Raw genomic sequence first — 13,624 nt, forward strand, 5'->3', positions numbered from 1 at the left:
AAGCCGCCCGCAAAGCCGTCCATGCACTGGGCAGCGACGCCTCCATGGAGGACATCGCGACCGCGGCCAGCACCTCCAAGTCGGTGTACTACCGCTATTTCGGGGACAAAGCCGGCTTGCAGCAAGCCATGGGCGAAGTAGTCCTCGGACAAATGCAACGACGAATGAAGGAAGCGGCAGAAAGCGCTCAAACTCCCCGCGAAGGCCTGTTCGCCATGGTTTCCGCGTACCTGCAGATGGCGGAGTCCAGCCCCGCCGTCTACGCGTTCATCACGCGGCTCTCGCAAGGGGAACCATCGGCGCAAGACGCCATCGCAGCTTCGGGAGCCCTTGGCCACTTCTTCGAATCAATCAGCGCCATGATCGCCAGGCCCATGCGGGAACACCTGGGGGCGGAAAAGGAAGCGTTGATCGACTACTGGCCCACCGCCGCCATCGGGCTTGTCCGCAATGCCGGCGAGAGGTGGCTCGGCAGTCCCGCCTCCCCCGCTAAGCCCGACCAGGAAACCATGGCGGCCCGGATCACCGATTGGCTGTGCGTGGGAATCGCCCCGGAACTCAAGATCAACTCCCCTGAATATCAGCAATGACTCCACGTTGTTCGGAACCAAAGAAGGAATGACCATGACTGAAGTAGTGGACCGCACCTCCTCCAGCAACCGGGTGGCCGCGGAAACGGCTGCAACCACACAGCCAGTTGAGCCCGCCCCCACGGTGGACGTAGCGGCCCTTGGCGAACTGCTGCTCGGCAAGTGGGCCCACATCCGGCACACGGCACGTGACCTCGCGGGCCGCCCCGAGGTGCACAAGATCGAAGGCTTGACGCATACCGAGCACCGCAAGCGCGTCTTCGGGCAGCTCAAGTACCTCGTGGACAACAACGCCGTGCACCGGGCTTTCCCCACCAGCCTGGGCGGTTCGGATGACCACGGCGGCAACATCGCCGGCTTCGAGGAGCTCGTCACTGCCGATCCATCACTGCAGATCAAGGCCGGCGTCCAGTGGGGCCTCTTCGGTTCAGCCGTGATGCACCTCGGCACGAAAGAGCACCAGGACAAATGGCTGCCCGGGATCATGAGCCTGGAGATCCCCGGCTGCTTCGCCATGACCGAAACCGGGCACGGCTCCGATGTTGCGAGCATTGCCACCACGGCCACCTACGACGAGGCCACCCAGGAGTTCGTCATCAACACTCCGTTCCGCGCCGCGTGGAAGGACTACATCGGCAACGCAGCCGAGGATGGCCTGGCCGCCGTCGTATTCGCCCAACTGGTCACCCGCAATGTGAACCATGGCGTCCACGCGTTCTATGTCGAGCTGAGGGACCCGGACACCAAAGAGTTCCTGCCCGGAATCGGCGGCGAGGACGACGGCATCAAGGGCGGGCTCAACGGGATCGACAACGGCCGCCTCCACTTCACCGACGTCCGCGTCCCGCGCACCAGCCTGCTCAACCGTTACGGCAACGTCGCCCCCGACGGCGAATACACCTCGCCGATCGCCAGCCCGGGACGGCGCTTCTTCACGATGCTCGGTACTTTGGTGCAAGGCCGGGTCTCCCTCGACGGAGCCGCAGTCGCAGCCAGCAAGGTGGCCTTGACGACAGCCATCCGGTACGCCGCCGAACGGCGCCAGTTCAACGCCTCATCCCCCACGGACGAGGAAGTACTGCTGGACTACCAGCGGCACCAGCGCCGCTTGTTCACTCGCCTTGCCACCACCGTTGCGGCGAGCTTCGCGCATGAGCAGCTGCTCGAAAAGTTCGACGACGTCTTCTCCGGCCGGCACGACACCGACGCCGACCGCCAGGACCTCGAGACCCTGGCCGCCGCCCTCAAGCCCATGAGCACCTGGCACGCCCTCGACACCCTGCAAGAGTGCCGCGAGGCCTGCGGCGGCGCCGGATTCCTGATCGAGAACCGATTCGCCTCGCTGCGTGCGGACCTGGACGTCTATGCCACTTTCGAAGGTGACAACACCGTGCTTCTGCAGCTCGTGGCCAAGCGCCTCCTGGCGGACTATGCCAAAGAGTTCCGCAATGTCGACTTTGGCGTGCTGGCCCGCTTCGTCGCTGCCCAGGCTGCCGACGTCGCCATCAACCGGACCGGCCTGCGGCAAGTGGCGCAGTTCGTGGCGGACACCGGATCAGTCCAGAAGGCTGCTTTGGCCCTGCGGGACGAGGAAGGCCAACGCACGCTCCTGACGGACCGGGTGCAGTCCATGGTGGCGGAGGTCGGTTCGGCGCTCAAGGGTGCGAACAAGCTTCCGCAGCACCAAGGCGCCGCCCTGTTCAACCAGCACCAGGACGATCTGATTGAAGCCGCCCAGGCCCACGCCGAGCTACTGCAATGGGAAGCGTTCACGGAAGCCCTTGGCAAGGTCGGCGATCCGGGCACCTTGCGAGTGCTGACCTGGCTCCGCGACCTGTTCGGCCTTTCGCTCATTGAGAAGCACTTGTCCTGGTACCTCATGAACGGCCGCCTCTCCATGCAGCGCGGACGCACTGTGGGGGCCTACATCAACAGGCTGCTCGTCAAGATCCGTCCCCACGCCCTGGACCTGGTCGATTCCTTCGGCTACGGTCCGGAGCACTTGCGGGCGGCCATCGCCTCGGGGGCCGAGAAGGAACGCCAGGACGAAGCCCGGGGCTACTTCCAGGCGCAGAGGGCAAGCGGCGAGGCACCCGCCGAGGAGAAGAGCCTCCTCGCCTTGAAGGAAGAAAATCCAGCTAGCATCCTGCCGTGACCGGCCGGTGAACATCTGCCGAATCCTTTAACGACGGCGGCGCCGCACCCCTCAGCGGGAGTGCGGCGCCGCCGTCGTTCTTCCCCAACTGACTCGCATTTGTTGTCGTTATGAGCCTCATAACGACACTTACTGCGAGTCAGTTGGGCTGGTGGGCTACTGGGTGAGGACCGAGCGATAGACCTCAAGGGTTGTTTCGGTGATCGATTCCCAGGAAAAGTGTTCCTCCGCCCGGACGCGGCCCGCGGCGCCCATGACCTTGGCTCGCGCAGGATCGGACACCACCTCGTTGAGGGCGGCGGCGAAATCTGCGACGAACTTTTCGGGATCCAGCGGGGTGCCGGTACCGTCCGTGACCTGCTCCAGTTCCACCAGCAGTCCTGTTTCACCGTGCTGAACCACTTCGGGGATGCCGCCCGTAGCGCTGGCCACCACGGCTGCGCCACATGCCATGGCCTCAAGGTTGACGATGCCGAGGGGTTCGTAGATCGACGGGCAGGCGAAGGCCGTGGCATGGCTGAGGACCTGGATGAGCTCATGCCGCGGAAGCATGCGTTCGATGACCAGGACACCTTCGCGCTTGCCCTGCAATTCCTCGATGAGCCGGGCCGTTTCGGCCGCGAGTTCCGGAGTGTCCGCCGCGCCCAAGCACAGCACAAGCTGCACATCGTCGGGCAGGCTGGCCGCAGCCTTCAGGAGGTAAGGAACGCCCTTCTGCCGGGTGTTGCGCCCGACGAAGACCACACTCGGCTTGGCGGGTCGATGCCGAGGGCACGGATTGCGTCTTCGCCTTCGTCCGGCTGCCACATGTCGACGTCGATGCCGTTGTGGACCACGCGGACCTTGGCGGGATCCACGTTCGGATAGCTGCGCAGGATGTCCTTCCGCATGCCTTCCGAGACGGCGATGATAGCGGCGGCAGCCTCATAGGCGGTTTTTTCAACCCATGAGGACAACGCGTAGCCGCCACCCAACTGCTCCGCTTTCCATGGGCGCAACGGCTCCAGGCTATGTGCGCTGAGCACGTGGGGTATCCCATGCAACAGGGACGCCAGGTGGCCGGCCATGTTGGCGTACCAGGTATGGGAATGGACCAGGTCCGCTCCGGCGATGTCCGGCACGATGCGCAAATCCACGCCAAGGGTCTGGACAGCGGCATTGGCCGCGCCCAGATCATCCGGTGTGGAATACGACGTCACCGTTGCCCCGTGGAAGTCCGCATCACGGGGCGCGCCAAAGGCACGCACCTGCAGATCCACGTGCTTCGCCAAGACGCGGCTGAGCTCGGCAACATGCACACCGGCCCCGCCATAGATTTCGGGTGGAAACTCTTTAGTCACAATGTCTACGCGCACGCTACCTAACGTAGTCCTTCCGGAGTATGTGTTCTAGTGTGAAAGGGTCCGGCAACCCGGGCTTTTTTCGGGGGCTACAAAGACGTACAGGGAGAGCAAACACCATGGCGTTGAAGAAAGTATTGTCAATTGTGTTGGCAGGCGGCGAAGGAAACCGCCTTATGCCATTGACGGCAGACAGGGCAAAACCTGCGGTGCCGTTTGCGGGGGGCTATCGGTTGATCGATTTCGCTCTCTCGAATCTGGTCAATTCCGGGTACCTCCAGATCGTGGTGTTGACCCAGTACAAGTCGCACAGTCTTGACCGCCACATCTCCGAGACCTGGCGGATGTCCACCCAGCTGGGAAGATATGTCGCCTCGGTTCCGGCCCAGCAGCGCGTGGGCAAGAGCTGGTTCCTCGGCAGCGCGAATGCCATCTACCAGTCCCTGAACCTGATTCACGACGCCAACCCGGACATTGTGGTGGTTGTCGGAGCGGACCACGTCTACCGCATGGACTTCCAGCAAATGGTTCAACAGCACGTTGCGAGCGGAGCCAAGGCCACGGTTGCGGCCGTCCGCCAGCCGCTGAACATGGCCAACCAGTTCGGCGTCATCGAGGTCGACAAGAACGATCCCCAGAAGATCTCGGCGTTCGTGGAAAAGCCCGCTGAAACGGAAGGCCTCGCCGCCGATCCCTCGCAGTTCCTTGCTTCCATGGGCAACTATGTCTTTGACGCCGATGCCCTGGTGGAAGCACTTCGCATCGATGCGGAGCGCTTGGACACCAAGCACGACATGGGCGGCGACATCATCCCCTATTTCGTGTCCCAGGGTGAGGCCGGCGTCTACGACTTCACGCTCAACGACATCCCCGGATCCACCGACCGCGACCGCACCTACTGGCGTGACGTTGGAACCATCGATTCGTTCTATGACGCCCACATGGACCTGATTTCCCCGGTCCCCGTGTTCAACCTGTACAACTCGGAATGGCCCATCTACACGCGGCAGAGCATCTCTCCGCCGGCCAAGTTCGTCCGGGGAGACAACAACACGGTCGGCACCGCTTTGGACTCCATCGTGGCCAGCGGCTCGGTGATCTCCGGAGGAATCGTGGAAGGGTCCGTCCTCTCCAACGATGTCTACGTTGGACCGGCCAGCAGGATCCAGGACTCGGTGCTGATGGACAAGGTGCGCATCGGTGAAGGCGCCGTCATCAAGCGGGCCATCATCGACAAGAACGTGAAGGTTCCTGCCGGGGCCGCCATTGGATTGGATGCCGACCTCGACCGCGCGCGCGGCTTCAAGGTCACCGAATCCGGAATCACCGTACTCGCCAAGGGTCAGGTAGTACCGGAGCCTGACGGTTCCGAGCTTGCCCTGGCTGCCGAGTACCGCCGCTCGGTGCCGGAAGCAATCAAGGCTGCCACGGAGAAGTTCCCCGACATCAGGGACTCCGCGGAGCAGGTCACGAAAATCCAGGCGGACTCGGTAGAGGTCTGACCCGGAACACCGGAACCAGGATAGCCCCGGCCTCCCGGCCGACAGCAGGCCTCCAGCCTCTGTTGCCCGGGAGGCTTTGCTGTGCCTGACCCTGTAAAATTGACCCAATGAGCCCCGCCGATTTGACGCCTGAAGAGATCCAGGCCTGCCTCAAGGTCTTGAACACCATCCACGCCTACGACGAGGAGCACCCGGACTACGTCGCAATCCGTCGTGCCACGGGAAAGATGTTCAAAGCCGTCAAGCGGCATCGCCGGGTCACCAAACGGGACGAGATCGCGGAAGCCGACCGCGCCGTCATCGCACTGACCGCCACCGCGGCCCCGGACAGGATCGACGACGAAACCCGCGGCAACAAGCTGGCAACCTCGGCGACGGGCGAAATCGCCGGCCACCTCATCCGGTCCAGGCCCTGCTACATCTGCAAGCAGCACTACACGCAGGTAGACGCGTTCTACCACCAGTTGTGCCCGGAATGTGCGGCCTTCAGCCACAGCAAGCGCGATGCCCGCACCGACCTCAGCGGACGCCGCGCCCTCCTCACGGGCGGGCGCGCCAAGATCGGCATGTACATCGCCCTCCGCTTGCTCCGCGACGGCGCACACACGACGATCACCACCCGCTTCCCCAAAGACGCGGCACGACGCTTCGCCGCCATGGAAGACAGTGCTGACTGGTTGCACCGGCTCAGGATTGTGGGCATCGACCTCCGGGACCCCTCACAGGTCATGGCCCTCACCGATTCCCTCAACGAAGCCGGCCCGCTCGATATCATCATCAACAACGCCGCCCAGACCGTCCGGCGTTCGGGGAATGCGTACAAGCCCTTGGTGGATGCCGAGGACGAGCCGCTGCCTGAGGCCTTGGAGGCAGCCAACGGCGGCCCCGAACTCGTCACCTTCGGGCATGCCCACGACAAACACCCGTTGGCCATCACCCACAGCGTCACGGAACATCCCGTGCTCGCGGGAGATGCGATTACCTCGCTCGCGCTGTCCACGGGCTCCGCGTCGTTGGAGCGGATAGCGACAGGCACCGCGATCGACGCCGGCGGCCTGGTTCCCGACCTCGCGGCCATCAATAGCTGGACCCAGGTGGTGGACGAAGTAGACCCGTTGGAGATGCTTGAGGTTCAACTCTGCAACGTCACGGCGCCGTTCCTCTTGGTGAGTCGGCTTCGCGGGGCCATGAAGCGTTCCACGGCACGCAGGAAATACATCGTGAACGTCTCGGCCATGGAAGGGCAGTTCTCCCGCGCCTACAAGGGCCCCGGGCACCCGCATACCAACATGGCAAAGGCCGCGTTGAACATGATGACGCGGACCAGTGCGCAAGAGATGCTCGACAGCGACGGGATCCTGATGACCGCCGTCGACACCGGATGGATCACGGACGAACGCCCGCATTACACCAAAGTGCGGCTCATGGAGGAAGGCTTCCACGCGCCGCTCGACCTTGTGGATGGAGCGGCGCGTGTCTACGATCCCATCGTCATGGGCGAAAACGGCGAAGACCAGTACGGCGTCTTCCTGAAGGACTACAAGCCCTCCCCCTGGTAAATCCAGGCGGAGGGCCGCGGTCCTGCTAAGTGAGCCGGGTTATCTCGACAGTGACGGTGAGGCCTGAGCCGCCGCCCCCGGACAAGATCCCCTTCAAGCGGAACATCCCGGTAATCCCGGCCCCGCGCCACGGTGACGTGGAGATCTCCGGCAGGCTTGTGTTGGTGGGATCCCAGCTGCGCCATTCGCCGTCCCACCATTCCAGCCACGCGTGGGATTGACCCGCGACGGTTTCGCCGATCTCTGCCGTGGGCCGCGGATGGATGTACCCGGACACGTACCGGGCCGGGATGCCGCAGCTGCGGAGTGAGCCGATAGCCAAATGGGCCAGGTCCTGGCAGACTCCTTGACGCTGGTTCCAGGCTTCTTCGGCGTTGGTGGTGACGCCCGTGGTGCCCTTCACATAGCTCATTTCGCCGCGCATCCATTCGAAAATGGCCATGGCTGTCTCGTGCGGATTCTTGCCGGCGACGACGGCGGGAATGATGCCGAGGACTTCCTCCCCCGGACCCGTGAGCTGCGACTGGGGCAGCCAGTCGCTGAACTGGTCCCGGATCTCGTCGGAAGCCATCACATCCCAGCCCACAATCTCGTCGTCCAGGGCGACCCGCTCCACCCGGTGGACCTCAACGGTGGTGGTTGCCACCACTTCGAGGCGCTCGTGCGGCATCTGCATATCGAAGGCGGTGACGCGGGTGCCCCAATAGTCACGGTAGGTGCTCACGGCAGCTTGCGACGGCGTGATCTTCAGCGAGGATTCAAGCACCACCTGTTGCGGATCGGTCAACGGGGTCATGCGTGCCTCGTTGTACGACAGGGTCACTCGGCGGTTGTATTTGTAGGCCGTCTTGTGGACGATGCTCAGCCGGGTCATGAAACTTCTCCCACCCAGGCCAGTTCATCCGCCTGATTGAAGTACTTACGGGAAATCGCGTCGGAGGCCTGCGTGACGGCTTTCTGCACCCGGTCCATGTGCTCGGGCAACTCGGACATGAGATCGTCCGTGCGATGGAACTCAAGGAAGGTACGGGCCTGGCCGACGATCCGACGGGCGTCGTTGATGAAGCCCACCCGCTGGGCGGAGGGATCCAGCTTGGCCAGGCATTCGTCGGCGTCGCGCAGGGCGAAGACGATGGAGCGGGGAAACAAACGGTCCAGCAGGAGGAACTCCGCGGCGTGTTGGTCTCCGAACGCCGCACGGCGGGTCCGAAGGAACGACTCGTAGGCGCCGGCGCAACGCAACATGTTCACCCAGGACATTCCGGCGGAGAGCACATCCCGGGTGGAGAGCATCCGCGCGGTCATGTCGGCGCGTTCGAGCGAGCGGCCGAGGACCAGGAAGAGCCAGCTTTCGTCGTGGCTCACCGTGGTGTCCGCGAGGCCCCTGACCATTGCGGTGCGTTCCAGGACCAGTTGCAGAAGCGGTACGTACCCACGACGTCTTTACGGTGCTGGTTCAGCCCGTAATAGGTGGTGTTGAGGCTCTCCCACAATGACGAGGACACAGTCTCGCGCGCGCGCCGCGCATTTTCACGCGCGGCCCCCAGGGACCCGGCAATCGAGGTGGCACTCGTCTTGTCGTAGGCGAGGGCGTGCAGCAGCTCCGGCAAGCCGAATTCCTCGCTCTGTGGCCGGGCTCCCATGACAGCCAGGAGTTCCCTCGCCACACTGCGTTGCTCCTCGAGCGGAAGGTGGTTTAGGCGTTCTAGATGGACGTCCAGGATTCTGGCCGTTCCGTCGGCCCGCTCCACGTAACGGCCGATCCAGAAAAGGGATTCAGCAATACGGCTCAGCATGGGGCTGTGCCTCCTTCGGGTCCTGCGTTGTGACGATGAATGTATCCTGCTCCGGCACCATAGCGTGACGGATCACTGCTGCTGGTCCGATTGGCGGTCCCGCCAGTTGCTTTCGACGGGCCAGACCGAGACCTGTTCACGCACCGTGATGGAGGAACGGGGCAGTTCGACGGCGGGCAGTTGCGGGGAGTCGGAGAGTACCCACGTGTCCTTGGAACCGCCGCCTTGGGAAGAGTTCACGATCAACGAGCCCTCCTTCAGTGCCACCCGGGTCAGCCCGCCCGGCAGCACCCAGACGTCGTCGCCGTCGTTGACCGCGAACGGACGCAAGTCCACGTGGCGGGGCCCGAAGCGGTCTCCCGAGAGGGTGGGCACGGTGGAAAGCTGCAGCACCGGCTGCGCGATCCAGCCTCGCGGATCCGCCAGCACCCGCTTCCGCAAGGCGTCCAGCTCGTCCCGTGAAGCATCCGGACCGATCACCAGGCCCTTGCCCCCGGAACCGTCCACCGGCTTGACCACGAGTTCCTCAAGCCGGTCCAGGACCTGCTCCCGGGCTTCCTTCTCCTCCAGCCGGAAAGTCTCCACGTTCGCGATCACCGGCTCTTCGTGCAGGTAGTACCGGATCAGGTCCGGCACGTAGGAATAGACCAGCTTGTCATCGGCCACCCCGTTTCCAACGGCGTTTGCGATCGTCACACCGCCCGCCCGGGCCGCGTTCACGAGTCCCGGACACCCGAGCATGGAATCGGAACGGAACTGCAGCGGATCCAGGAATTCGTCGTCGATCCGCTTGTAGATCACGTCCACCCGCTGTTCACCGGCCGTGGTGCGCATGTAGACCCGGTTACCGCGGCAGATCAGGTCCCTGCCCTCGACCAGTTCAACGCCCATCAACCCGGCCAGTAGCGTGTGTTCGAAGTAGGCGCTGTTGAACACACCGGGGGTAAGCACCACCACCGTGGGGTCATCGACCCCGGACGGCGCCGTCTTCCGCAACGCCGACAGCAGACGCCGCGGGTATTCCTCGACCGGACGGATGTGCTGCTGCCCGAACGCCTCCGGCAAACCCTTCGCCATCGCCCGCCGGTTCTCCAGCACGTAGGACACGCCGGAAGGCACACGGACGTTGTCCTCCAGCACCCGGAAGGTGCCCGCCGCATCGCGGACAACGTCGATACCGGACACGTGCACCCGCACGCCACCGGCCGGTTCGAAACCATGCACGGCACGGTGGAAATGCGCGCTCGTGGTCACCAATGCCCGCGGCACCACGCCATCAGCGACCACCGCCATCCGCCCGTAGACATCGTCCAGGAAAGCCTCCAGCGCCCGCACCCGCTGCGCCACCCCGCGCTCGAGGACATCCCACTCGTCAGCCGGAATCACCCTCGGCACGATATCCAGCGGGAAGGGTCTCTCCTCCCCCGCATAATCGAAGGTCACGCCCCGGTCCAAGAAGGTCCGCGCCATCGACTCGGCACGCGCGCTCACATCCGCAAGCGAAAGCTCGCGAAGTGCGCCGTCCACCTGGCCGTAGGACTTTCGGGCAACGGTGCCTGGGGCGAACATTTCGTCGTAGGCGCCGGAACGCGCGGCGGCCTCGGAGTAATCCCGGAATAGCTCTGACATGGGATTCAGACAATCACCTTTTCGATTACGAACGCATTTCGCGTTCTGCATGTTGCGACACCAAGCGTGAACCCGGTTCGCATTTCAGCGCCTGCATGCATCAAGGTTGACGAATGCACTCCAATCGTTTCCCGGCCCCGGTCTCCCGATTGGGAGCCGGGATCGTCATGGCAGTGGCAGCCACTGGACTTGCCTTCATTGTCCATGCCCTGCTTCCCCCCATCCCTGCCATGACAGCCGCTGTAGCGCTGGGTTTGTTAGCTGCAAATATACCGGGCACGGCGGCATGGGCTGCCGGACGCGCCCGCCCGGGCCTCGACTTCGCGGGCAAGCACCACATGCGGGCGGGCATCGTGCTGTTGGGCCTAAAGGTCAGCGTTGTCGATGTCCTCGACCTTGGCTGGTTCGCTCTCGTCCTGATTGCCGCAGTCGTGCTCCTCAGTTTCGCGGGCACCTATGGGCTGGCCCGCTTGGTAAAGCTTCCCCGCGAGGGCGCCTGCTGATAGCCACCGGCTTCTCCATCTGCGGTGCCTCCGCGATCGGAGCCATGGCCGCGGTACGCCGCATCAAACACCAGGACACCGTCCTGCCGGTTGCCTGGTGACCCTTTGCGGCACGCTCGCGATCGGCGTCCTGCCCCTGCTCATGCACCCCTTGGGCCTGAGCCCGGAACAATTCGGCGCCTGGACCGGGGCTTCCGTGCACGACGTCGGCCAGGTAGTCGCGACTGCACAGACTGCCGGTCCGGTGGCGCTGGCGCTCGCCGTCGTCGTGAAACTGACCAGGGTGGTCCTGCTGGCCCCCATCGTGGCCGGGGCGGGCCTTGCGCAACGATGGTCCATGCGGCGGAAGTCGCGCAACGGTACGGAAGCGAACGACGACGGCGGTAAGTTTCCGCCGATCGTCCCTCTCTTCGTGCTCGGGTTCATCGCGATGGTGGCCGTCCGTTCCGTTGGCTGGCTGGGTCCTGGCGTGCTGGACGCCGCAGGAGGGCTCCAGGACATCCTGCTCGCCTCGGCCTTGTTCGGGCTGGGTTCGGCGGTCCGCGTCCGCACGCTGTTGCACACGGGTGGCCGCGCCGCGCTAGTCGCGCTTGGCTCCTGGTTCCTTATCGCCATCTTGGGCCTGGGCGCAGTCTTCCTCATGATTAGATAGCTGGGTGTCGAATCACAACTTGGCGCGCGCTGAAGCCGCCACCCGTTCAGCCTGATCAGCACCCACAGCTACGATGTCTCCCTTGACGTCCGCGAAGCCGCAGATACCGGCGTGCCGGGGTACACCAGCCGCAGCATCATTGACTTCTCCGCGGAGCCTGGTTCCTCCACGTTCCTGGATTTCATCCACGGCGGCGTGCACAGCGTGTTCCTCAATGGAAAAGGACTCGACGTCGCCGAGGTGGTGGACGGCGACAGGATCCACCTCAACAATCTCCAGGCCGAAAATCAGGTCACGGTCACCGGAACCGCCCTTTACAGCCGATCCGGCGAGGGCATGCACCGCTTCGTCGATCCGGCCGACGGGCAGTGCTACCTCTATACGCAATACGAACCGGCGGATGCCCGCCGCGTGTTCGCGAACTTCGAGCAGCCGGACCTGAAGGCCGAATTCACCTTCCACGTCATGGCTCCTTCCGCTTGGCAGGTGGCTTCCAACGGCGCCGAGCTTGCCCGGACGCAACTGACCAGCGACCCGGCCACGAGCCGCTGGGACTTCGCCACCACCAAGCGGATGTCCACCTATATCACCACCGTCCTCGCCGGTCCCTATTTCCGCGCTACTGACCGCTGGAGCAAGACGCTCGACGACGGCACCAGTCTTGAGGTTCCGCTGGCGCTCTATTGCCGCGCATCCATGCAGGAGTCCTTCGACGCCGCGGAGCTTTTCCGGCTGACGAAGAACGGCCTGGACTTCTTCAACGATCTCTTCGACTACCCCTACCCGTGGGGCAAGTACGATCAGGCGTTCGTGCCGGAGTACAACCTCGGTGCGATGGAAAATCCCGGCTTGGTCACCTTCACGGAGAAGTACGTCTTCACCTCACGGGCCACCGATGCCCAGTACCAAGCCCGCGCCAACACCCTCATGCACGAGATGGCCCACATGTGGTTCGGAGACCTCGTGACCATGACCTGGTGGGACGACCTCTGGCTCAAGGAATCCTTCGCCGACTACATGGGCACCCTCGGCGTGGACAAGGCCACGGACTGGGACACCGCCTGGGTGAATTTTGCGAACAAGCGCAAGTCCTGGGCCTATGTGCAGGACCAGCTGCCCACGACCCACCCCATCGTGGCGGACATTCCCGACCTGGAAGCCGCCAAGCAGAACTTCGATGGCATTACCTACGCAAAGGGCGCTTCCGTCCTCAAGCAATTGGTGGCCTACGTCGGGTTCGAGGCGTTCATTGCCGGCTCGCGACGCTACTTCAGGGATCACGAATACGGCAACACCTCGCTGACCGACCTCCTGGAAGCCCTGGGCACGGCATCGGGCCGGGACCTTGGAACCTGGGCCCGACAGTGGCTGCAGACCTCGGGGATCTCCACCATTGCGGCCGAGATCTCCGGGAGCGGCGATGCCATGGCGGCGGTCACCCTGCGCCAGGACTCCGTGGACCCCATCACCGGCAAGCAGGAGCACCGGCCGCATAGGCTCAGGATAGGTCTTTACAACTTTGACGACGGCGGACAGTTGTTCCGAACCGAGGGCATCGAGCTCGACCTCGACGGCGCCGACACTACCGTGGGCGGACTCGCCGGCAAGCAGCGCCCGGCCCTCCTTCTCGTCAACGACGACGACCTCAGCTATGCGAAGGTCCGCCTGGATGCGGGGTCCGAAGCAACAGTACGTTCCTCCCTGGACCGGATCAGCGATCCGATGGCCCGGGCATTGTGCTGGACAGCCTTATGGGATTCAGCTCGCGACGCCGTGACCCCGGCGACACTGTACGTCGCCGCCGTCGAACGCTTCGCGCCCGCCGAGCCAGGAATCGGCGTCCTCCTCAACGTTCTCGGCAACGCGGTGACGCCGTCGAGCGCTACGTACCGGCTCCG

The 13,624-nt window shown here is 64.1% G+C and carries 5 protein-coding genes and 5 pseudogenes; 6 read left to right on the forward strand and 4 right to left on the reverse strand.

What is annotated here, in order from left to right; genetic code table 11:
* Together AHiyo1_RS16280 and AHiyo1_RS16285 are read left to right on the forward strand one after the other, a co-directional pair.
* Positions 1–590: TetR/AcrR family transcriptional regulator (locus AHiyo1_RS16280; protein ID WP_059389245.1), on the forward strand; the 590-nt coding region annotated here is incomplete at its 5' end.
* Positions 591–624: 34 nt separating this feature from the next.
* Positions 625–2,745 (forward strand): acyl-CoA dehydrogenase family protein, encoded by a 2,121-nt coding sequence (locus tag AHiyo1_RS16285; RefSeq protein WP_059389249.1) that lies wholly within the window; start codon positions 625–627, stop codon positions 2,743–2,745.
* 156 nt (positions 2,746–2,901) lie between these two features.
* Here the strand turns inward: AHiyo1_RS16285 and glgA are convergent.
* A pseudogene (glgA, locus tag AHiyo1_RS16290) lies at positions 2,902–4,100 on the reverse strand (glycogen synthase).
* A gap of 104 nt (positions 4,101–4,204) precedes the next feature.
* On the opposite strand from glgA, the gene glgC reads away from it, so the two are divergent.
* Positions 4,205–5,587, forward strand: a complete 1,383-nt coding sequence (glgC, locus tag AHiyo1_RS16295; RefSeq protein WP_059389246.1) for a glucose-1-phosphate adenylyltransferase — start codon at positions 4,205–4,207, stop codon at positions 5,585–5,587.
* Between the two features lie 107 nt (positions 5,588–5,694).
* Entirely contained in the window at positions 5,695–7,146 is a 1,452-nt protein-coding gene (locus AHiyo1_RS16300; protein WP_059389247.1) for an SDR family oxidoreductase, read from the forward strand.
* 25 nt (positions 7,147–7,171) lie between these two features.
* On the opposite strand, the pseudogene AHiyo1_RS16305 reads toward AHiyo1_RS16300, so the two are convergent.
* The 3 genes and pseudogenes from AHiyo1_RS16305 to AHiyo1_RS16315 form a co-directional block, all read right to left on the reverse strand.
* Positions 7,172–8,020 (reverse strand): annotated as a pseudogene (locus tag AHiyo1_RS16305) (transglutaminase family protein).
* Positions 8,017–8,942 (reverse strand): annotated as a pseudogene (locus tag AHiyo1_RS16310) (alpha-E domain-containing protein). Before AHiyo1_RS16310 ends, AHiyo1_RS16305 begins: the two co-directional pseudogenes overlap by 4 nt.
* 72 nt (positions 8,943–9,014) lie before the next feature.
* Complete coding sequence (locus tag AHiyo1_RS16315) at positions 9,015–10,571, reverse strand: circularly permuted type 2 ATP-grasp protein (RefSeq protein ID WP_059389248.1); 1,557 nt, start codon at positions 10,569–10,571, stop codon at positions 9,015–9,017.
* Between the two features lie 113 nt (positions 10,572–10,684).
* Here AHiyo1_RS16315 and AHiyo1_RS16320 point away from each other — a divergent pair.
* Positions 10,685–11,726, forward strand: a pseudogene (locus AHiyo1_RS16320) (YeiH family protein).
* A gap of 4 nt (positions 11,727–11,730) precedes the next feature.
* Positions 11,731–13,624: pseudogene (gene pepN / locus AHiyo1_RS16325) on the forward strand (aminopeptidase N); the annotation flags it as partial.

Origin of the sequence: Arthrobacter sp. Hiyo1 (assembly GCF_001263615.2) — a bacterium.
Lineage (GTDB): Bacteria > Actinomycetota > Actinomycetes > Actinomycetales > Micrococcaceae > Arthrobacter.